General features: G+C 46.6%; 22 protein-coding genes. 9 read left to right on the forward strand and 13 right to left on the reverse strand.

The window, feature by feature from the left end:
- Nucleotides 1-26 precede the first annotated feature (26 nt).
- Both GQR42_RS13245 and GQR42_RS13250 read right to left on the reverse strand, forming a co-directional pair.
- Nucleotides 27-275, reverse strand: a complete 249-nt coding sequence (locus GQR42_RS13245) for an acyl carrier protein (RefSeq protein WP_158200318.1) — start codon at nt 273-275, stop codon at nt 27-29.
- 502 nt (nt 276-777) lie between these two features.
- Nucleotides 778-1,497: a biliverdin-producing heme oxygenase gene (locus tag GQR42_RS13250; protein ID WP_158200319.1), complete on the reverse strand. Its 720-nt coding sequence runs from the start codon at nt 1,495-1,497 to the stop codon at nt 778-780.
- Between the two features lie 509 nt (nt 1,498-2,006).
- Between GQR42_RS13250 and GQR42_RS13255 the strand changes: the two genes are divergently transcribed.
- Entirely contained in the window at nt 2,007-2,747 is a 741-nt protein-coding gene (locus GQR42_RS13255) for a response regulator transcription factor (protein ID WP_158200320.1), read from the forward strand.
- Between the two features lie 351 nt (nt 2,748-3,098).
- Here GQR42_RS13255 and GQR42_RS13260 read toward each other — a convergent pair whose 3' ends face one another.
- Together GQR42_RS13260 and ylqF are read right to left on the reverse strand one after the other, a co-directional pair.
- Nucleotides 3,099-4,583 carry a glutamate synthase subunit beta gene (locus GQR42_RS13260; protein WP_158200321.1) on the reverse strand — a complete coding sequence of 495 codons (1,485 nt, stop codon included), beginning with the start codon at nt 4,581-4,583 and terminating at the stop codon, nt 3,099-3,101.
- A 161-nt stretch (nt 4,584-4,744) separates the two neighbouring features.
- Nucleotides 4,745-5,584, reverse strand: a complete 840-nt coding sequence (ylqF, locus tag GQR42_RS13265) for a ribosome biogenesis GTPase YlqF (RefSeq protein WP_158200322.1) — start codon at nt 5,582-5,584, stop codon at nt 4,745-4,747.
- Nucleotides 5,585-5,691: 107 nt separating this feature from the next.
- Here ylqF and GQR42_RS13270 point away from each other — a divergent pair, with 107 nt between their 5' ends.
- Complete coding sequence (locus GQR42_RS13270; protein WP_158200323.1) at nt 5,692-6,234, forward strand: NUDIX hydrolase; 543 nt, start codon at nt 5,692-5,694, stop codon at nt 6,232-6,234.
- Between the two features lie 125 nt (nt 6,235-6,359).
- The gene (locus GQR42_RS13275) at nt 6,360-7,301 is read left to right on the forward strand and encodes a hypothetical protein (RefSeq protein ID WP_158202474.1); all 942 of its coding nucleotides are present in this window, start codon (nt 6,360-6,362) and stop codon (nt 7,299-7,301) included.
- A gap of 142 nt (nt 7,302-7,443) precedes the next feature.
- Here GQR42_RS13275 and GQR42_RS13280 read toward each other — a convergent pair whose 3' ends face one another.
- Complete coding sequence (locus GQR42_RS13280; protein ID WP_158200324.1) at nt 7,444-8,385, reverse strand: TIGR04168 family protein; 942 nt, start codon at nt 8,383-8,385, stop codon at nt 7,444-7,446.
- 323 nt (nt 8,386-8,708) lie between these two features.
- Between GQR42_RS13280 and GQR42_RS13285 the strand changes: the two genes are divergently transcribed.
- Nucleotides 8,709-8,906: a hypothetical protein gene (locus GQR42_RS13285; RefSeq protein WP_002768518.1), complete on the forward strand. Its 198-nt coding sequence runs from the start codon at nt 8,709-8,711 to the stop codon at nt 8,904-8,906.
- A 1-nt stretch (nt 8,907) separates the two neighbouring features.
- Here GQR42_RS13285 and GQR42_RS13290 read toward each other — a convergent pair whose 3' ends face one another.
- Both GQR42_RS13290 and GQR42_RS13295 read right to left on the reverse strand, forming a co-directional pair.
- Nucleotides 8,908-10,074, reverse strand: a complete 1,167-nt coding sequence (locus GQR42_RS13290) for a cysteine desulfurase family protein (RefSeq protein ID WP_158200325.1) — start codon at nt 10,072-10,074, stop codon at nt 8,908-8,910.
- A gap of 145 nt (nt 10,075-10,219) precedes the next feature.
- Entirely contained in the window at nt 10,220-10,789 is a 570-nt protein-coding gene (locus GQR42_RS13295; protein WP_158200326.1) for a transposase, read from the reverse strand.
- Between the two features lie 92 nt (nt 10,790-10,881).
- On the opposite strand from GQR42_RS13295, the gene GQR42_RS13300 reads away from it, so the two are divergent.
- The 3 genes from GQR42_RS13300 to GQR42_RS13310 all read left to right on the forward strand — a co-directional run bounded on the left by GQR42_RS13300 (nt 10,882) and on the right by GQR42_RS13310 (nt 14,946).
- Nucleotides 10,882-11,466 (forward strand): hypothetical protein, encoded by a 585-nt coding sequence (locus GQR42_RS13300; RefSeq protein ID WP_233271390.1) that lies wholly within the window; start codon nt 10,882-10,884, stop codon nt 11,464-11,466.
- Nucleotides 11,467-11,606: 140 nt separating this feature from the next.
- On the forward strand, nt 11,607-12,629 hold the full coding sequence (locus tag GQR42_RS13305; protein ID WP_158200328.1) for a PEP-CTERM sorting domain-containing protein: 1,023 nt from the start codon (nt 11,607-11,609) through the stop codon (nt 12,627-12,629).
- Between the two features lie 94 nt (nt 12,630-12,723).
- Complete coding sequence (locus GQR42_RS13310; RefSeq protein WP_158200329.1) at nt 12,724-14,946, forward strand: tetratricopeptide repeat-containing sulfotransferase family protein; 2,223 nt, start codon at nt 12,724-12,726, stop codon at nt 14,944-14,946.
- A gap of 104 nt (nt 14,947-15,050) precedes the next feature.
- Here the strand turns inward: GQR42_RS13310 and GQR42_RS13315 are convergent, their stop codons facing one another.
- The 4 genes from GQR42_RS13315 to GQR42_RS13330 form a co-directional block, all read right to left on the reverse strand.
- On the reverse strand, nt 15,051-16,295 hold the full coding sequence (locus GQR42_RS13315; protein ID WP_158200330.1) for a M23 family metallopeptidase: 1,245 nt from the start codon (nt 16,293-16,295) through the stop codon (nt 15,051-15,053).
- A 45-nt stretch (nt 16,296-16,340) separates the two neighbouring features.
- A complete protein-coding gene (locus tag GQR42_RS13320) occupies nt 16,341-17,054 on the reverse strand; it encodes a biotin--[acetyl-CoA-carboxylase] ligase (RefSeq protein WP_158200331.1) in 714 nt (237 codons plus the stop codon).
- A 97-nt stretch (nt 17,055-17,151) separates the two neighbouring features.
- A complete protein-coding gene (locus GQR42_RS13325) occupies nt 17,152-17,796 on the reverse strand; it encodes a histidine phosphatase family protein (protein ID WP_158200332.1) in 645 nt (214 codons plus the stop codon).
- A 49-nt stretch (nt 17,797-17,845) separates the two neighbouring features.
- On the reverse strand, nt 17,846-18,484 hold the full coding sequence (locus GQR42_RS13330) for a histidine phosphatase family protein (RefSeq protein ID WP_158200333.1): 639 nt from the start codon (nt 18,482-18,484) through the stop codon (nt 17,846-17,848).
- A gap of 422 nt (nt 18,485-18,906) precedes the next feature.
- On the opposite strand from GQR42_RS13330, the gene ndk reads away from it, so the two are divergent.
- On the forward strand, nt 18,907-19,356 hold the full coding sequence (gene ndk / locus GQR42_RS13335; protein ID WP_158202475.1) for a nucleoside-diphosphate kinase: 450 nt from the start codon (nt 18,907-18,909) through the stop codon (nt 19,354-19,356).
- Between the two features lie 39 nt (nt 19,357-19,395).
- On the opposite strand, the gene GQR42_RS30000 is transcribed toward ndk, so the two are convergent.
- Nucleotides 19,396-19,662, reverse strand: coding sequence for a hypothetical protein (locus tag GQR42_RS30000; protein WP_199273385.1), 267 nt, complete (start codon nt 19,660-19,662; stop codon nt 19,396-19,398).
- A gap of 380 nt (nt 19,663-20,042) precedes the next feature.
- Nucleotides 20,043-20,189, reverse strand: a complete 147-nt coding sequence (locus GQR42_RS27755; RefSeq protein ID WP_199273315.1) for a hypothetical protein — start codon at nt 20,187-20,189, stop codon at nt 20,043-20,045.
- Between GQR42_RS27755 and GQR42_RS13345 the strand changes: the two genes are divergently transcribed.
- A complete protein-coding gene (locus tag GQR42_RS13345) occupies nt 20,178-21,080 on the forward strand; it encodes an RluA family pseudouridine synthase (RefSeq protein ID WP_158200334.1) in 903 nt (300 codons plus the stop codon). The genes GQR42_RS27755 and GQR42_RS13345 overlap by 12 nt on opposite strands.
- The last annotated feature ends 251 nt before the right edge of the window (nt 21,081-21,331 follow it).

The raw sequence follows: 21,331 nt of genomic DNA on the forward strand, positions 1-21,331 counted from the left end.
TCTAATTGTCAATTTTCCCGCAATAATTAGGCGGTTGCTCCTACTTTCTCGCTAATATGGGCGACGGCTTTGCCTACAGTGTCAATTTGTTCGGCCGCTTCGTCGGGAATTTCAATATCAAATTCTTCCTCTAAAGCCATCACTAACTCGACCACATCGAGGGAATCAGCTTGCAGATCATTAGCAAAGCTTGCTTCGGGGGTAACTTTTTCCGGCTCTACTTCTAATTGTTCCACAACAACTTTTTTAACTCGATCGAAAATGTCTGCACTCATGGATGTCAATTTTTATCCGCTGGTTTACCGGACTCTAGCCTCTAGGGTCTGGGGAAATGGGGCGGTGTTACCATTTCCGACAATAAATTTCGGTTAGCTTTTTCACTGACCATTTTTCATCTTACTGGAAGTTGTTCCCCTCTTGATGAAGTTTTTTCTCGATCGTCAGGGGTGAGGGGGTGTAGGGTGTAGGGTGTGGGGTGTAGGGTGTGGGAATTATGAATTATGAATTATGAATTGGGGAGGTGGGGAAGTGGGGAAGTGGGGTAGTTGGGTGTGGAGTAGTGGAGTAGTGGAGTAGTGGGGTAGTGGGGTAGTGGAGCATTTGGATGAAATTTCCCTAAACCCCTAAATCCCTATCACCCTATCACCCTATCTCCTGACTTCCGACGACCGAATAAAAAGCAAAAATATAACGGATAACTCTGAAATTCAGATAATAATCATGGCTAACCATTACCCCAATTCTAGAATTTCCGTTTTTTTTAGGTTTTCTTCACTACTATTCGGCGGTAGCCAATCCGGTTTCGGTGCTGCCGGTGCTGCGACGACGGGTGAGAGTATTAAAGAGCATAATTCCGATCGCTTTGATCAGATTACCTTCCAACTCTTGGAACATTTTCATGTTCAGGCCAAAAGCGGCGTTAGCTTCGGTGACAATGCGATCGGCCATGGCTTGATCTACCGGTAACTCGTCGAGGGTTTGACGATAGTGATTTTTATAGGCTTTTTCGTCGGGAATATCTTTGAAATCATAGAAAGCTGTGCCACCAGTTTCCAGATTCATCGCTTTTTCGGCGATTTTTTTCAAGATTTGCCCCCCGGACAGATCGCCGAGATAACGAGTATAGGAATGGGCGACTAATAATTCGGGTTCTGTTGTGGCGATTTCCCGAATCCGGTCAACGTAGGCCTGACCTGCCGGAGATAAAGCGATCTCGTTGCGCCAATTAGGACCATAATAAAAATATAAATCCTGTTCCAGCGCATTTTTGCGATTGAGTTCAGGAAAACAGATTTTAGAAACGACGGGATGACTAGGAAGTTTTTCCATCTCCTCCTCCATGGCCGAATAGACGAAGTAGAGGTTAGCCACCAGTTTGCGATAGGAAGTTTTTTCTACCACACCTTTGAGAAAACACTTGACAAAACCGACGTTTTCTGCCATTGTGTGGGATTTTTTCGTGCCTTCCCGCAGTTGAGTTGATAAATTAACGCTCATATTATGATCACCTGTTGGGATGAGTAGAATGGATCGGGTTGGTTACAGATGCTTACTAAAACCGCCTATTTTGGTAGATTAAACTGAATCGATCGGTAATTTTATTAAGAATTTTTACAGTGCCGACGGGGGAGCTTAGGGGAGAAATTTAGCTCTAGAAGGACTTTCAGTCCGGTTAAAACCGGTATCGATCGAGACGGCGCAATTGTAAAGATTAGTGAAAAACCGCTTCTTAGTTGATCTTTGGGAGAGAGAGTGTGTAATCTAGCACAAATATCAATTCTCGACCAAGACTGTTCACACTTCTTAAAAATTCTTAACATTCAGGGACTTATATCAGCAAAATTTCACAAATTAAAACCGAATTTAGCAATCATGCTTATAATCAGTACAGGATTCTTTATGTTGTGCTAAACTCAAGCCCTTGAGAGACAAAGCCCTAGTTGCGATGTCAGCGAGAACACATTGAGCAACCCCCTACCCAAACCCTTAGTCATAACGCTCTGGTAATGCCCCGAATACTTGTAATCGATGATGATCCTGCAATCGCGGAATTAGTCTCCATCAACTTGGAGATGGCGGGTTATGACGTTAATCCCGCAGAGGACGGGATTAAAGGCCAGGCCTTGGCCGTCCAGTTACAACCCGATTTAATCATGCTGGATTTAATGTTGCCCAAAGTCGATGGTTTTACTGTCTGTCAGCGTTTGCGACGAGATGAACGCACGTCCGACATCCCGATTTTGATGCTCACAGCCTTGGGACAAACCCAAGATAAAGTGGAAGGTTTTAATGCGGGTGCCGATGATTACCTGACTAAACCTTTCGAGGTGGAGGAAATGTTAGCTAGGGTGCGCGCCCTCCTCAGGCGTACCGATCGCATTCCCCAAGCCGCTAAACACTCAGAAATACTCAGTTTTGGACCTTTAACCCTTGTTCCCGAACGTTTTGAGGCGGTCTGGTTTGAAAGTGTGGTCAAGTTAACCCATCTGGAATTCGAGTTACTCCACTGTCTTCTCCAACGTCACGGTCAAACCGTTTCCCCTAGTGATATTCTCAAGGAAGTCTGGGGATACGATCCCGATGATGATATCGAGACTATTCGCGTTCATATTCGCCATCTGAGAACGAAACTAGAACCCGATCCCCGTCATCCTCGCTATATTAAAACCGTTTATGGTGCGGGTTATTGTCTGGAGTTACCCACCAATGAACAGGTGGCGCTTGATTCATCGGTGGCAACAGTTTAAACAGGGAGCGATTGTCTAAATAGTCAATAGGGACAATTGTTTCCTCGCTCCTCCTCCTCTTCAGATTGAGAAGGTTTGACCAGGGGAAAGCACCCCCAGCAAGTCAGAACAATGGCGGGGGTAACTGGGGCTGGCTGAATAAATCTAAAAACCTTGTTGGGTAAGACTTTTAGACCTTTTGTCAATCAAAAAGTACGAGATATGGGAGTGATCGGGGGGAAAATTCAGGGACTTTTTCCCTGAAAATTAGGTAATTGACCCCCTCAAAATCGGTAAAACCCTACACCCCACACCCCACACCCCACACCCTGCCCCCACAAAAAACTTTTTCAGCAAGCCCTAACTACTGGTTCACGGTAAATCCGTCGCCCCCATCAAAAAGCGATCGCATTCCCTGGCAGCCCCGCGACCTTCATTAATCGCCCAAACCACCAAACTTTGACCACGACGACAATCCCCCGCTGCAAAGACTTTCGGCAAGCTAGTGGTAAATTGACCGTGTTCGGCCTTGATATTGCTGCGGGCATCCTTTTCTAAGCCTAAATCATCGAGTAAAGGCTGTTCTGGTCCCAAAAATCCCATGGCCAATAGAACTAATTGCGTCGGGATGACTTTTTCCGTTCCTGCCACCGGTTGGGGTATGAACTGCCCTTTTTCGTTGCGTTGCCATTCCACCTGTACCGTGTGAATCCCTGTGACGTTACCCGCGCTATCCCCCTCGAATTTAGTCGCTGTGGTGGTATAAACCCGGGGATCATCGCCAAAACGCGCGGCCGCTTCCTCTTGTCCATAGTCCAGACGGTAGATTTTCGGCCATTCGGGCCAGGGATTATCGGCGGCCCGTTCTCGGGGCGGTTGCGGCATGATCTCTAATTGGGTGACGCTACGGCAGTTATGACGCAGGGAAGTCCCCACACAGTCGGTTCCCGTGTCGCCACCGCCGATAATTACCACGTCTTTACCCGCGGCCGAGATAAAATCCTCCCCGGGCTGTCCGTCTAATAGTGCCTTTGTATTAGCGGTGAGAAACTCCATGGCGAAGTGAATGCCCTTTAATTGGCGACCTTCGATGTTTAAATCCCGGGGTTTGGTGGCCCCGGTACAGATAACGACGGCATCGTATTCGTTTAATAGGTCTTGGGCGCTGATATCCTTGCCCACTTCCGTGCTACAGACCATTTTTACCCCTTCCTGTGCGAGTATCTGGAGACGACGCAGAACGACTTCTTCCTTATCTAACTTCATGTTGGGGATACCATACATCAACAAGCCACCGGGGCGATCGGCCCGTTCATAAACTGTCACCCAGTGACCGGCTTTATTTAACTGGTCGGCAGCCGCTAATCCAGCAGGTCCGGAACCGATCACGGCCACTTTTTTGCCGGTACGGATTGCGGGGGGATTGGCAGTAATCCAACCGGATTCCCAACCTTTGTCAATAATCGAACATTCAATATTTTTGATCGTAACGGGGGGATTATGAATACCGAGAACACAGGAACCCTCACAGGGAGCGGGGCAGACTCTACCGGTAAATTCGGGGAAATTATTGGTTTTATGAAGGCGATCGAGGGCTTCTCGCCACAATCCTCGATAGATTAAATCATTCCACTCGGGAATCAGGTTATTAATCGGGCAACCACTGGCCATGCCACTAATGAGCGTTCCGGTGTGACAAAATGGTGTACCACAATCCATACAACGGGCGGCCTGATTGCGGAGTTTATCCTCAGGCATGGGAAGATGAAACTCATCCCAATTATGAAGGCGATCGAGAGGGGTAAGTTCGGAAGGAAGTTCACGCAGGAATTCGATAAAGCCAGTCGGTTTGCCCATAGTCTTTTTTGTCTCTGTCGTTTATTCCCTATCTTCCTTCAGGGTTCGATCGATCCTGGCAACTTTACCGATTTCTTTAATCTTATCCGCAACTGAGTGGACTAACAGGCGGTAATTTTGACAAATTCGGGAATTAACTATTGAGTTAAAAACAGGCGATTTCAAGAGGAGGGGGGCAATTCTAACGGGATAGCCCCGATTATTCCCTTGCGAAAATCATTGAGTAACTGCATGGCTGCCCTTTCTTTATCTTCTTGATATTTGAGATTGGCCAATTTTTCAATAAAATCCTCCCCGGTCATGTCTAGAGTATTCAACCCGTAACGAGATTGTAAAAGACCTTCATACTGTAATTCTCTTAATAAATCGACAAAAGCCGCCGCTATCCTTTGGTTATCATAACCGGCATCGCCAATATCCTCACAGATAGCTAATTTCACCGCATCCTTTTGATTTTCTAAACGGGAGGGAATCACCCCCGGCGCGTCTAATAATTCTAAGGTGTCGGAAATTCGTACCCATTGTAATTGTCGCGTTACTCCGGCCTTGCGGGCGCTGGCGACGACTTTTCGCCCTAATAAACGGTTAATCAGGGCAGATTTGCCCACATTGGGAAACCCGATCACCACGGCGCGCACTGGACGCGGTAACATTCCTCTTAGTTGACGTTTTTGGTTAATTTCATCGCCAATTTTTTCCGCCGCTTTGATAATTGCTTTAACTCTTTCTCCCTGTTTAGCGTTAGTAAAATAGACGGTTTTTCCTTGACTTTTAAACCATGTTACCCATTGTTGATGGGCAGATTCGGGAATCATATCGAGACGATTTAAGATTAACAAGCGCGGTTTATTGCCAATCCAATCGTCCACCTGCGGATGATGGGAAGCTAAGGGAATGCGAGCATCGCGCACTTCTAAGACCACATCCACGAGTTTAAGATGTTCCTTGAGTTTTCTTTCCGCTTTGGCAATATGACCGGGATACCATTGAATTAACGACATGGGAGATGGGAGTATAAAATTAAATTTTATCAGGAATAGTCCCTAGATAGCTATAATTGTCTGAGAAAAAGTTTAGTAATTTCACTGCAATTATAACAGGATTGTCGATGACTAATTTAAAAAAATGGCAAATTATTAAATCCGAGCTAGTTTTTCAGAATCGTTGGTGTCAAGTCCGTCAAGACGCGGTGAGGTTATCCTCTGGACAAGTTATCGATGATTATTTCGTTAATATTCGTCCTGAAATTGTTTTAGTTGTTCCAGTTACTGGGGATAATCAATTGGTTTTTGTACGTCAATATCGTCACGGAGTTAAGGAAATTTTATTGGAATTTCCCGCCGGGGCAGTAGATGCGGGTGAAGATAATATTAATGCGGCAGCGCGTCGGGAATTCGAGGAGGAAACCGGTTATCAAAGTGATTCTCTAATACCTTTGGCTGTTTTGTACGATAATCCTGTTAAAGATACTAACAAAATTCATATTTTTTTGGCTCTTAATGCTACTCCCACAGGTCAACAAAAGTTAGATATTACCGAGGAAATTGAAGTTATTCTTCGACCTTTACAGGAAATTAATCCCCAGGAAATTACTGTCTCTGGTAGTTTAGCTGCTTTCTATCTAGCGAGGGATTTTTTAAAGCAAAATTAAGAGGGTTTTAGTTTAAATTTCCCCACTTCCCGCTCTCCTACCTCTGCGCTTTTCTCTACTGTTTGAACAGGATTTGTATTACTTTAAGTTTTATTTTTTTTCACTTGTCTATGAGTAATTTTTTGATGATTGCTGGCTTTATTCTATCAGCTTATGCGATTGTTGCCAACGATTCCCTACAAACTTTAGGGACTTTTTTAAGTGCCAATGAAGAACGTCCCTGGTGGATTTTATGGCTGTACACCAGTATAATCTTAGCCTCGATTTTTATCGCTGGTTGGTATATTAATCAGGGAGATGTGGCTTATCATCGACTAGAAATGATTCCCTTCCCAGAAAATTTTACTTGGATTTATATCGTTCCTCCCCTGGCAATTTTAATTCTCACCACTTGGGGAATACCTGTGAGTACAACCTTTTTAGTTTTAACAGTTTTTGCTCCCCAATCTCTAGATGAAATGTTAGTTAAATCTGCTTGGGGTTATGCTATTGCTGTTATAGTGGGGTTAGTAATCTATCGAATTATTTATCAATTAGAAAACTTTTTCCTAGAAACAGTTAATAAAGAACCTCAAAAAATCTGGGTAGTTTTACAGTGGTTATCCACCGGGTTTCTCTGGAGTCAATGGTTAATGCAAGATTTTGCTAATATTTTCGCCTATCTTCCCAGACAGTTAGCGGCAACATGGTTAGTTTTATCTCTAACAGTTATGCTACTCCTGCAAACCATCATTTTTATTAATCACGGTGGTCAAATCGAGAAAATTGTCACTAGCAAAACTAACGCCCATGATCCACGTTCTGCAACAATTATTAACTTAATTTATGGCTTAATTTTACTGTTTTTTGTTGGCTATAATCATATTCCTATGAGTACCACTTGGGTATTTTTAGGTTTATTAGGAGGTCGAGAAATTTCTCTGACTTTAACAAGAGAAACCCCTAATTTAGCCGCTACAGGTAAACTGGTTTTAGGGGATGCCTTGAAAGCTTTTATCGGTATGATTGTTAGTGTTACTATCGCTCTTGCTTTACCTCTAATCGCTCAAAAAATTAACTATCTATAGGGAATTATGAATTATAAATTATGAATTATGAATTGGGACGCTTTTTTCAGTAATCAGTAATCAGTTAACTTAAAACTGACATCTGATAACCGATATTAGTGATTGTACCGCATAAGATTAAGAAAAGGTCTATTTTCAAAACTTAAGAATAACAAGATTGGGGAGATAGGCGATCGATTGACGACCCGGAGTGATAAAGTTTTCTATTACTGATAATCTCGAAATTATCGTTCAACCAGATTAAAGATGCTTCTGTGACTAGACCTTCTGCAAGAGTGACTAGGGAAAAATTGCGAGATTTACCCGTATCGGAGTGGAGAATGCGAGGGACACTAGCAGCATTCAAATAAACGGTTCCCCTGGAGGAAGTGACCACGGGATTGCGTAAACGGGAAGTAGTATGACGGAGACGGTGGTGCATATGACCGAAACTGACGAGAGGAACCTGTTTTTCTAATAGCTGTGCTTGTGCGATGGCCGCTGCTAAATCCGGGTCCCCGTGGTCTCCTCCCAAGGGTTGCCAATCGCGACCACAGATAGCTTCTGCTTCCTTTCCCAGTCCAGCCGGACCATTGTGACCTAAAAAAATCAGGTTATTATAGGCAGTATCTTGAATATTAGCGATAATTTTGGCAGTAGATTCGGCAAAATTGCTGATATTATAGCGTTCTTGCAAAAATTCTCCATTTTTCCACTCGGAACCACCCCAAGTAAAGGGACGACCCCCAACAATCGAAAGCTGTAAACTGGGTAGGTCTAGTTTTGAGTAACCCACATGAGCAACCCCTAATAATTCTAACTGGGCGGTGACACGATCTTCTTGATTGCGATCGTAGGGACATTGTTTTCGTCCCCAGGGGGTGGCACTATACCAAGCGTCATGATTACCGAGAATAACGGCTTTTGGTAAGGACAAACTAGCAATCCGGCCGACAATTTCTAGGGATTCATTGCCAAAATCGCCGACAAATAGGGCTAAATCGACTTGTAAAGCTTCTAGTGCTAAATTATCTTCTATTTCCCATTGGTCGTGAACGTCACCGATGACGGCGATTTTATAGGTGCGAGGGAAAGAACTTACCATTACCGGTTATTAACTATCATTTACCAGTAATGATCATAGCTAGGATTGGCTGAATAAATAGGGTTTGCTGAAAAAGTTTGTTGGTGGGGTTAGGAGTAAGGAGTAAGGAGTCAGTAGTCAGGAGAACTAAGAATGAGCATTAATCAATTAAATGCTCTATTTAGTTATTTTATGCAATTTTATGCTTATTTTTCTCATTTTTGCCCTCTCAAAAATTAATTATGCAAGAACTCTGGTAAAGATGTAAAGATTTCAAACAAAGTTACCCACAGTCATCGGTTTGTTTGTAAATTTAGATACAGAATTATCAGGGTGATCTGTGTATGTCTTTACTACAATCCCGCACTACTGCCGTTGTTACTTGCCCCCAAGCAAACACATGGGTACAACTCAGAATGCTTCCCTCTCCCTACAGCTTTGATGAAGCGCTACTACTCTGTGAACAGGATCAGGGCCGTTGGGTGGCATGGATTCCCGATTTTGGCGAAATTATCTTGATTGAAGGACAATTTGAGGCATAAACTAACTCTTGCTCACAATTAAAGCAGATAAACAGCGATCGATCACTTGTTTTAATACAAGCGCCGTCCAATCGATATCGGCTGCGCTGGTGTCCCTTCCTAGGGTTAAACGAATTCCCGCTAATGCTTCTCGATCGCTGTAGCCCATAGCTTTTAAAATTGGACTGGGGGAAAGTTTGCCACTATGACAGGCGGATCCAGAACTAATGCCGATTCCTGCTAAATTAAGCTGACGAACTAGCTGTTTTCCCGTGATGTGACTGTCATCGTCGGGACGGACAATAAAGCTGAGGTGGTGGGGTAAACGATAGAATCGGTCCCCGGTGGGCAGCAGATAAGGATAATCAGCTAAGAGGTCAAATAATCGATCTCGCAGGGACATTAAACGCATTTTTTCGCTAATTAAGTCTTTTTGGGCTAATTCGGCCGCTAAACCAAAAGATGCGATCGCTGGTACGGCTTGGGTTCCCGATCGCAGACCTTTTTCCTGACCACCGCCCCGCAGTAATGGTAAAATATCGACGCCGGCTCTGATGTATAAAGCCCCCGCTCCTTGCATTCCATAAATTTTATGGCTAGAAAGAGATAATAAATCTACGGGCAGTTTCCGCACATCAAGAGCGCATCTTGCCGCCACCTGCACCGCATCGGTGTGAAAAAGCACTCCCCTTTCTCTGGCAATGCTGCCCAATTCTTCAATCGGTTGTAGGGTTCCCACCTCACTTTGTCCGTAAATAATGGAAATTAAGACCGTATCGCTTTGAATTGCGGCTTTTAGATCTAAAGGATTCACCCTACCTTGACGATTGACGGGAAGACGAGTAATTTGCCAACCTTGCTGCTCTAATTGTTTACAGGGTTCAGCGATCGCCGAATGTTCCACACTAGAAATAATTATATGACGGGGGCGGTTATACTGTTGAGCAACCCCGATAATCGCTAAATTATCGGCTTCTGTGCCGCCAGAAGTGAAGATAATCTGGTCTGGATTGGCATTAATTAACCCTGCTACCTGTTCTCTAGCCATTTCGATGACTGTCGCCGTATCCTGTCCCCAACTGTGTAAACTGGAGGGATTGCCCCAATGATGCCGGAGAATAGTGGCAACCCGCTCGATTACTTGGGGATGAGTGGGGGTAGTGGCACTATAGTCAAGATAAATTTGCATTATTTTACAATCTGAGAAATGAGAGTCAAGACAGGCAGCTATTCTCATTTTAGGGGCTTAAGAGATTAGAAAGCGGGTTTCTTTAAGAAACCCGCTTTCTAAGAAACCCGCTTTCTTAAAGAAAGCGGGTTTCTTGGGTTTCTACCTACTCATCTAACAGCAGCCCCTTTAACTCTGGAGAGATGACATCTATATCCATCATCATAAATGAACGACAAGCAGCCATCGAGCCTAAAGTCGCGACAATAATTTCCAGATTGGGTAGTGTTCCTTCTCGCCATCCCACATATTCACGAAAACTGGAGAATTCCCATTCCTGGGGCTGACTTACCAAACGCGCTTTAACTGGATTACAGTGAATATACCTCGACAAATTTAACAAATACTCTGTGTCATTTACTAGAATTGCCTGAAACCGCCCTTGAAACAATGAGCCAACTCGCCCATATCGCTGATTCATGGCTTTGGTATAAGACAGGGAAAAGGCTTGCATTGCCGCAGAAAGCTCGGCTTTTTTCAGCCGTATTAGCAGGTGATAGTGGTTGGGCATCAAGCAATAAGCAATAACATCTAGCGTTTCTAGCAGATATTTACGCACCAATCGCAGAAAAAAAAGATAATTTTCTCGCTCAAAGAAGATATCTTGACGGTTATTGCCGCGATTATAGATATGGTAGTATTGTCCTACTTCAAAAGTATTATGACGATAGGGCATATTTATCTTATCTCTAGAAAACGGGTTTCTCTGGCTTACTATTCTAAGCTAAGAGAAACCCGAGAAAGCGGAGAAAGCGGGTTTCTGAGTTGATGATGAGAAACCCGCTTTCTGAGTTGATGAGAAAGCGGGTTTCTGAGTTGATGATGAGAAACCCGCTTTCTGAGTTGATGAGAAAGCGGGTTTCTGAGTTGATGAGAAACCCGCTTTCTGAGTTGATGAGAAAGCGGGTTTCTGAGTTGATGATGAGAAACCCGCTTTCTGAGTTGATGAGAAACCCGCTTTCTGAGTTGATGATGAGAAAGCGGGTTTCTGAGTTGATGAGAAACCCGCTTTCTGAGTTGATGAGAAAGCGGGTTTCTGAGTTGATGATGAGAAACCCGCTTTCTGAGTTGATGAGAAACCCGCTTTCTGAGTTGATGATGAGAAAGCGGGTTTCTGAGTTGATGAGAAACCCGCTTTCTGAGTTGATGAGAAAGCGGGTTTCTGAGTTGATGAGAAACCCGCTTTCTGAGTTGATGATGAGAAACCCGCTTTCTGAGTTGATGAGAAAGCGGGTTTCTGAGTTGATGATGAGAAACCCGCTTTCTGAGTTGATGAGAAAGCGGGTTTCTGAGTTGATGATGAGAAACCCGCTTTCTGATTTGAGAGAAACCCGCTTTCTAAAGATTTTTTAAAACTGTATCGTAAGATACAGTTTAGGGGGGGGGAGAGGGTAGTTTCGGAAGGGATCTTTAGGATCAGGTGGTGCCGTGTCTTGGCCTAACTGAAAAAAGCTGTAATCGCCAACAAATTTATCAATCTGGATGAAGTAATCATGAATGCAAAACTGAAAAATAGTGCCTTTGACAAACTGAAACTGGCTCCCATCGCCCTAGCGGCGGGTGTGGGCATGATGCTGGCGGCTGCCCCCGCACAAGCGGCAGTGACCTCTCTTACTCAGACAGTGACTCAGGGAGGGGTTGTATATTCTAATATCAGCAACTCCATAGTCTTTTCTCCTCTTCCCGTGCTTCCCGGTGCAACAGGAAGCAATGCCTATGGCATCAGTTCTGCGACGACTGTCGGCGGGCGAGCGGATGCCGTTGACGGCTTTGCTGGCATCACCGTCAACGGTGCAGCCTTCAATCAGCCCAATTTCCAGGTGGATCTGACCACCACTGGGGCGGGAACCTTCGTCAACACCATCAACCCCGTCAACCTTGGCGGCATCAACACCAGCCTGGACTACTTCATGAGTGCTTCCAGCCCCACTCTGCGGGTGTTTGGCACCTTCACCAACACCACCGCCAATCCCCTCTCAGCCGCGATCGCCTATGGCGGTCGCTTGGGTTGTGATAATGATTGTACGATCGAGGACAGCAGCACGGGAGACAATACCTTCCAGTCAGCCCTCGACCGTTGGTTCATTACCTCTGATGGTCCAAGTGATTTCGCTCCCTTTGTAACTTTCGTGCGCTTCGGGCCAGGGGGGCAACTTGCCTCTTCCACGCCGGCGGTACCGGGTGAGGACTTTAATGGTGCGTTGGATAACTTTGGGGATATCTGGACTTTGAGCCTTGCCTCTGGGGAGACTAAGAGCCTGATGTGGTTCGCTAACTTTAACGATAGTTTAGCCGAGGCCCAGGCAGGTACTTCGGTGTTCAATAACTTGAGTACCTTGGACACCGCTGGCTTGCTGGAGGGTTTGTCGCCCACCCAGATTGGGGCAATTGCCAACTGGGCGCCACAACAGCCACCCGCTGCTACTCCCGAACCTTCTAGCCTCATAGGATTGGGAAGTTTACTAGGTTTTGGGTTGTTGTCTAAGATCAAACGAAGAAACCAAAAGAAAGCTTAAAGAAACCCGCTTTCTAAGAAACCCGCTTTCTTGAAGAAAGCGGGTTTCTGGGTTAAAGAAACCCGTTTTCTAAAAAAATTTTCTGGCTTATACTATGCGCTCCAAATCTACAAAAACAACCGGTATAACCATTGAAACTGGATTCGATCGCCTGCGGACAGGTCGCCTCCAGGAAGCAGCAGCGATCGCGGATCAACTCCTCAGCAGTAATCCCAACCATCACGGCGCTCTCAACTTATCGGGGTTGATTGCCCTCAACCAAGGAGAAAAAGAACAAGCCGTCCGACTATTACACAGAGCAGTAAAATTAAAACCCAGGGAACCGATTTACCAGTGCAACTTAGGCGCAGCTTACCACCAGAGTCACCGCTATAACGAAGCAATTTCCGCCTGTCAAAAAGCCTTAAAACTGCGTCCCAACTATCCCAATGCCCTAACTACCCTCGCCAGTACCTACTTTGCAGCCGAGCAGTACCGGGAGGCGCTGACAACCTACGAACAGGCGATCGCGATCGCCCCAGAACAGGCTCTACTGCACGCCTACCGAGCCGATACCTTGCGGGAATTAGGGCGGATTCATGCGGCGATCGAAGCTTACCAACAGGCCCTCAATCTCTCTCCCGACTTACCCCACGCCATTGGCAATTTTGGACTAACTTTATTGGCAGTCGGGCAACCAGAACGCGCCCTAGAATATTGCCGCCGGGCTGCCGAATCCGAAGCCAAAAATAGTCAAGCCTGGATGAATTTGGGAACCGTCTTTCGCACCTTGGGACAGTTGGAAGCGGCCATGGATGCCTATGGCAAAGCTTACGATCTCAATCCCGATTCTGCCATGCTTTGCACCCTGATCGGCGGAATTTGGCAGGAAGTCAGCGAATTGCCACAGGCACTCACTTGGTACGATAAGGCCCTAGCAATTGAACCAGATCGCCTTGATAGCCGCTGTGCCTTCGCTGGGGCAATTCTCGACTTAGGGGATAGCGCCACCGCCATCACTCGCTACAAAGAAATTATCGAGCAGCATTCCGACTATGGCGAGGCCTATTCAGGACTCAGCCAAGCTCTCTGGGAAGATGGCGACGCAGAAGAGGCAGTCGCGGTGGCCTATCGAGCAGTAGAACTCAAGCCCGAAAATGCCGGCTTGCGGGCGCATCTAGCCAGCATTCTCGCCTCTGCCGGGGATGTGGAAAGCGCCAACGCCGCCAACCGCGAGGCCTTGGCCGTCAATCCTAACTGTATTCCCGCCCTGGTCAATTTAGCCCAGAATTTGCGGGGAAAACTGCCGCCAGAGGATGCTCAACAGATGGAGACATTACTCGAGGCCAAGTGGGCCAGAGAAGGCACACAGTCGGCGCTTCATTTTGGCCTCGCCCACTACTACGACGGTTGTAAGAACTACGGCCAGGCCGCCACCCATGCGATCGCTGCCAACAAACTACACACCGCCTACAAGCAGGAGCGAGGCTGGGATTACAATCCCGATGATTATGCCCAATATATCGACCAATTAATCGCCCACTTCACCCCCGAATTCTTCCAGCGCACTCAGGGGATGGGCAATCCCTCCACCGCCCCCGTTTTCATCGTGGGGATGCCCCGCAGCGGCACGACTTTGACGGAGCAGATTCTCGCGAGCCATCCCCAAGTATTTGGGGCCGGTGAGCGCAACTTTGCCGGCAATTGCTTTAACAGCCTACCCGCACTAATGGGGCATCCCGGCAGTACAACCGTCTGGGACTGTCTCCAGCGGCTTGGTCAACCCCAGATTCTTCACCTAGCCGATTGGCATCTGGCACAGTTAGAACAACTGCTCACCAAAGCAGGGACAGAGAGGGAGAATGTCCAGAGAATTGTCGATAAAATGCCCGACAATTACAGCCTTTTGGGCTGGATTGTTACTGCTTTTCCCAATGCCAAGATTATCCATTGTCGCCGCGATGTGCGGGATGTGGCGGTTTCCTGTTGGATGACTCAGTTTAAGTCTATTCGCTGGGCGTTTGACTTAACTCATATTGCCGAACGCATTCAGCAATATTGGCGGATTATGGAACATTGGCGGCGTGTTTTGCCGGTTCCCATGTTGGAAATTGACTATGAGGAAACTGTTGACCAGCAAACGGCGCAAACGGTTCGGCTCCTGGATTTTATCGGATTAGAATGGGATGATGCTTGTATGCAGTTCCATAAAACCGATCGCTTAGTGCGTACTGCCAGTGTTACTCAAGTAAGACAACCGATATATAAGCGCTCGGTAGAGCGCTGGCGCAGTTATGAAGAAGCCCTACAACCTCTGCTCGAAAGGTTAACCATCTAAGCTACAGCGTTCCCCATAACTGCGAAATGTTATAGAAAACGGGTTTCTCCGAGAAACCAGAAAACGGGTTTCTCCGAGAAACCCGTTTTCTAACCCAAGACCAATTAATTCTGATTAGAGTCAGTGGCTGCGGCCATTTGCATTCTCTGCACCAGATTATCGAGGGCTAATTCTAGATGTAAACCGGCATCTACGGCGGTCCAACCCTGTTCCGTTAGGTGTCGCCATTCAAAGTGTAGGTGCGGACCGGTAGAAAGTCCCGTACTACCCACACGACCGATAACCGCACCCTGTTCCACCCATTCTCCCGGTTTGACGGTAATTTCCGAAAGGTGGGCATAACGAGATTCTTGACTACCATCGAGGTGACGTAAAATCACCGTTAATCCGTAACCTCCCAACCAGTCGGCGGTGGCCACTTCCCCCGCGTAGGCGGCTAATACAGGTGTTCCCATTGGTGCGCCTAAATCAGTACCCGCGTGCATGGCCCGATTCCCGCTGACCGGATGATTTCGCCACCCGAAAACCGAGGTAATTTGGGCAGGAAGAGCGAGGGGAAAGATTAAATCCGTGCGTTGAGTTTGGTTAGAATCCGTGGGACTTAAACGGGTGGCCCGCTCATAGGTGGTCGCTTCGCTGATTGCTTCTACTTCTGCACGAGTCACTGGGGCCAAAGCCAATTTTACACCATTCCATTCCGGGGGATTGAGGGCTACCACCTGACTTGGAATCACCGTCGGGGGTGCAAGACGTACCGGGGCGCTAGAAGCGACGAGAGTGGGGGCATAACGACGCAGGGAATTATGAGCGATAACCGGCTGATTTCGGGGCTGCCGCCCTACCCGCACGGCCAGATTAGGATTGAGACGTACCCGGGCCAGATTAACCGGGGGTAAGGGTTTGGCCACAGTGCTGACCGGCTGACGACGGGAAGACCGGGCCGCCAGATTACAGCTACCTCCTACCAGTTGACCATTTTGGGCGATGGTTTGGCAACCACTGCGGCGCTCGGTGACAACAACGGAACTGGGGGGGTTAAAGTTTCTAGTATCGATAAAGTTATTTTTACCGCCGGCCCGGGGGGCAAGGGTAGGCATATCGGTTTGATGGTTTTCGGGGATAGCCAGACGGGGGGCGGGATTAGTATTTTCTTTGATAACGGGGGCTTTCAGAGTCGGGGCGGCATTTTCCACTACCGGGGTTTCGCTGCCAGTTTCGGAATTAGCGATCGCATTGGGAGCAAGAGTAATCAGACCGCTGATTACTAAACCGAGACCACTGCATAAACTCAGCTTCTTTTTTAAGGATTTTCCTAGAAAAAGTTTCAATATCACCGATGAAGGATACATAGGGCGGCCTCACTTCTCACAGTTTAGTCAAAAAAATATTTAGACTCAATTATAGCCGAGACTGACCCTACCGGCCGGCAGATGGATTTCGCTACTGGCATTGTCCGAAGTGAGTTTAACTTTTAATTCCCCTCGATCGCTTACCCCCGTTATTATGCCCTGATAGCCCTCAAAAACTATCTTTTGACCAAAATTAGCAAAAAATTCTAAATAGGAGGCTAATAGGGGTTTTATACCGTGATTGCAGTAATATTCATAGCCGTATAGGATAGCATCGCTGGTGACATCGGTTAATTGAGCGATCGAGGTGATTTTATTGCCAGCTAAAGCTTGTAAATTAATACCGGTGGGGGGGACAGGATTAGTCCAATTGATGCCCACTCCGATGACTGCTTGCGGGATGTTTTGACCCTGAATACGGGTTTCTAGGTTAATTCCCCCTAGTTTGCGCCCTAGTAATACTAAATCATTCGGCCATTTGATTTTAACAGGTATTTCTTGACAATTCAGATGATGAGCGATGCCCCAAACTGTAGCGAGAACGAGATGGGCAGATTTATCCACCTCTAAATCAAGATTTAACGCCAAAGATAAATATAATCCCCCTGGTTCAGAAATCCATTCCCGTCCCCATTGTCCTCTCCCGGCACTTTGTTGACTAGCAATCACCACAAAAGGCGGATTTTCCCCCGATTCTAATAATTGCCAAGCTTTAGTATTCGTGGAAGGTAATAGCTCAAAGTGATGGATTTTGGTCATAAATGAGGTGTGGGGAATATTTTCAGTGATCAGTAAACAGTAAACAGTAATCAGTGACCTGAAAACTCACATCTGATCACTGATAACTGATCACTGATTAGGTGCAGGGGAGAGAACGCAGGTATTCACTGAGGTGAGAACGTAAACTGATGCCATGGAAAAGCGGGCCACGACTGCCTAATTCGACGATACTGACAGCGGCCACGGGCATTTCAAATCGATCGCGATAACGGCCCACATCGATGCCCATCAGACTACAGAGCATGATCCGGATGGTGGCCTTGTGGGAAACGATCAGGATATTGCCCTTACTGTGGGTGTGTTCGATTTCCTCCAAAACGGCCGCAGAACGACGAGCGATATCGATGCCCCTTTCCCCGTTGGGGGGAGCATTCCAAGCGGGATCCGTCAACCAACGCACATAGAGATCATGATATTGATGATCGATATCGTTGGGGTGCATTCCTTCCCAAAGACCATAACCGATCTCTTGTAATCCCTGGCGGATTTCTAATTTCAGTCCCACCGCTTCACAGAGAGGTTTAGCGGTTTGAATAGCTCTTTGGAGGGGACTGACGTAGGCCGCGCGCCAAGGTAAAGAACGATAGACATCGGCGAATTCCTCCGCCATTTCCATGCCTTCGGCAGTCAAACCGGGATCATTTTCTGGAGTACCACAGTATCCTCCCGTTTTGCTATAGGCTGTCTGTCCGTGTCGTAGAAAATATAACATCAAGCACATAGTTTTTCAGGAGACCAAATCTGGGGCTTCCCTGGTTACTTTTGACTGGTTAGGTTCCCGCTCGCGAGCGCAGGTCATTGCGGATGTGAGAGCGATCGCCCATGACTTGAAAGAGGGGACCGTGTTCGGCTAATTCGACGATCGTCACCGAGGCCACGGGCATGGCAATTCGATCGCGATAACGGCCGATATCAATGCCTAAAAGAGAACATAACACGATTCGGATCGTTGCTTTATGGGAAACGATCAAAATATGGCCATCATCGTGATTATGGTCGATTTCCTCTAACACTTCCGAACTGCGACGAGCGATATCGATGCCTTTTTCGCCTCCTGTGGGAGAATTCCAGCCCGGATCTGCTAACCAGCGCACATAATCATCATGAAACTCCTGATTAACCTCGGCTGCGGTTTTTCCCTCCCATTGGCCGTAGGCAATCTCTTTTAATCCTTCCCGTTTGTGGATGGGAATACCTAAGAGATCGCTTAAAGGGGTGGCCGTGGCCAGGGTGCGTTTGAGGGGACTAGAATAGATCCCTGTCCAAGGCACATCTCGATAGGCAAGGGCGAAATCCTTGGCCATTTCATCGCCGGCCGAGGTTAGTTCCAAGTCTAATCGACCGCAAAAACTACCCGTTTGACTGGCTGTGGTTTCGCCATGACGCAAAAAGTAAAGTTTTAGACTCATTTTTTCGGTGCCTCTTAATATTTGTGACTCTCTCCCACCTATAGTGATACTAAATCTTGTTTAACAAGTACAGGAGAGCAGGGAGTAGAGAAAGTGGGAAGTTAGGAGAGCAGTAGAGATATTTCGGCAAAATTGAGATGCAAACGCTCTTTATCTAGCTCAATCATCCTTTTTATCCTCTGTTTCTCAGTAATTCTCTAAATTACCACTATATTTAGACTATGGGTCAGGCGATACCTCTGACTAAACTCTGACAGTTAACCGATTGCTGCGGGGAAAGTTGGCCAAACCCTGCCAAGGTTAGCTAAATCCGACAGCAAGCTAACTCAGCAATTTAAGCGAAAATTCTGCCATTCTCTAGGATGCCATTCTGGGTTAATCTGGGTTTTGTGACAATTTATGACTCAATTTTAAGAGGCAGTATGGAACGCACTTTCTTAATGATTAAACCCGACGGTGTGCAGCGCAATCTGGTGGGGGAAATTATTCGACGCTTTGAAACTAAAGGTTTTACGCTGGTTGGGTTGAAAATGATGCAGGTTTCTAGGGAATTAGCGGAAAAACACTACGCTGTTCATAAAGAACGACCCTTTTTCCGCTCTTTGGTCGATTTTATTACTTCCTCCCCCGTGGTAGCCATGGTTTGGCAAGGAGAAGGAGTAATTGTCTCCGCTAGAAAAATTATTGGCGCCACTAATCCCCTCAATGCTGAACCTGGTACGATTCGCGGTGATTTTGGCATTAGTGTCGGACGCAATCTTATCCATGGTTCCGATGGTCCAGATACCGCCAAAGATGAAGTTAGTCTCTGGTTTAGCGATGCAGAATTGGCTAATTGGACTCCCGCCATCACTCCCTGGGTGGTAGAGTAAATCCCCACTTGAAGCTGTCGGTTGTCAGTATTCTCCGAGTCAGGAAATAGGGTGGTCACTGCCTGCGCGACGTTCGGACGTTCGGCGAAGCTCAGTGGAACGCTCAGTCGAGCCGTTGCGGGGGGTGTTGGGGTGATAGGGTCTTAGGGTTTTAGTTGAAATTCCCCCACCTCCCCACTTCCCCACTTCCCCACTTCCCCACTTCCCCACCTCCCCACTTCCCCACCTCCCCACCTCCCCACTTCCCCACTTCCCCACTTCCCCACTTCCCCACTTCCCCACTTCCCCACTTCCCCACTTCCCCACTTCCCCACCTCCCCACTTCCCCACTCTGCCATAACTGATGCTGCATACTTTGTGCTTTTTGTCAAAAAAACTTTTTTTTTGCAACAAAACTACACACAAAAAAGATCATCGTTGTGGGTGAAATTGACTGATTTACCTGTCTGAATTAGGATCACCTTGTAGATGTGGCAAGGGTTTTAACCTTTGCTGTCCAAAAAAGCACAAAACACCCCATTATGAAATTCAGTAAAATCGCTGTAACTATTGTAACATCGTTGTTAAATAACAATCTTTCTCAATTAATTTTTAAGAATTTGTAAATATTGCGAAATGTTAATTTAAATATTCTCAAGTCTTTGGAGGCAATAAATAATTTTTGCTTATCTTTGTCGAACATTGGGTTAGAAGTCAGGAGATAGGAGATAGGGAGATAGGGTTTTGGGGTGTTGGGGTGTTAGGGTTTTAGTTGAAATTCTCCCACTTCTCCACTTCCCCACTTCCCCACTTCCCCACTTCCCCACTTCCCCACTTCCCCAATGCCCAATCAAGGTTGGATTTATCGAGATAAAATTAGCAAAAATCAGGCAGGATTAAGCTTATTAGCTTACTATACGGGCAAATATCCCCATTCTAGTCCAGAAGAATGGCTCGATCGCATTTTATCAGGAGCAATTCTAGTCAATGGTCGTCCCGCTTCCCCCGATACAGTCTTAGAAATCGGGCAGCAATTGACCTATCAGCGCCCGCCTTGGACAGAACCGGATGTACCGCTCTTTTTTGAGGTACTCTACGAGGATGCCGAGGTGTTAGTGGTGGCGAAACCTTCGGGATTACCCGTGTTAGCGGGGGGTGGATTTCTCGAACATACTCTTATCCATCTGGTACATCAGCATTATCCCGATGTCACTCCCTATCCAATTCATCGTCTTGGTCGCGGCACTTCGGGCATAGTCTTAATGGCTAAATCAAAGCCCGCTAGAGCTAAATTGAGTCAACAGATGCGAGAGGGGAAAATTACCAAAATATATCGAGCTTTAGTTGGTCGGGGTGACATACCAGATAATTTTACTATTAATCAAGCGATCGGGAAAATCGCCCATCCCATTTTAGGCTACATTTACGGTGCGAACGCAGATGGGTTATCGGCCCGCAGTGATGGTCGAGTCTTAAAAAAACATCCCGATAGTACCCTATTAGCAGTACAAATTTTTACAGGCAGACCCCATCAAATTCGCATTCATCTGGCCTTTTTTGGCTATCCTTTAATCGGTGATCGATTGTATGGTCTGGGAGGATTACCGCGACCGGATGCAGTCCCGGGAGATTGTGGTTATTATCTCCATGCCAATCAAATCGTTTTTAATCATCCCAGTACAGGCAAAACAATCCCTATTTCCTGTCAGGCCCCACCAGAATTAGAGATACTAAATCCTGTTTAAAAAGTATAGGAGAGTGGGAAGTGGGGGGAAACAATCCATAACTGGGTTTTTAAGGTTGGATTGGCAAACGTTTCGCACCACCTTTACCAATATTAGCTCCGGGGTGAATCTCGATGCCCGTGAAGATGCGGCCAAAATGCGCGAGAAAGCGGGGGAAAAAGGGTAATTTTCTTTGATGGAGCCAATGGGCGACCCGGTGTAAAGGTTACAGCCTTTGAAAACCCCTTTTTGAAAAATTTCCAATTTCCTTA

It is taken from the genome of Microcystis aeruginosa FD4, assembly GCF_009792235.1.
Classification (GTDB): Bacteria; Cyanobacteriota; Cyanobacteriia; order Cyanobacteriales; family Microcystaceae; genus Microcystis; species Microcystis viridis.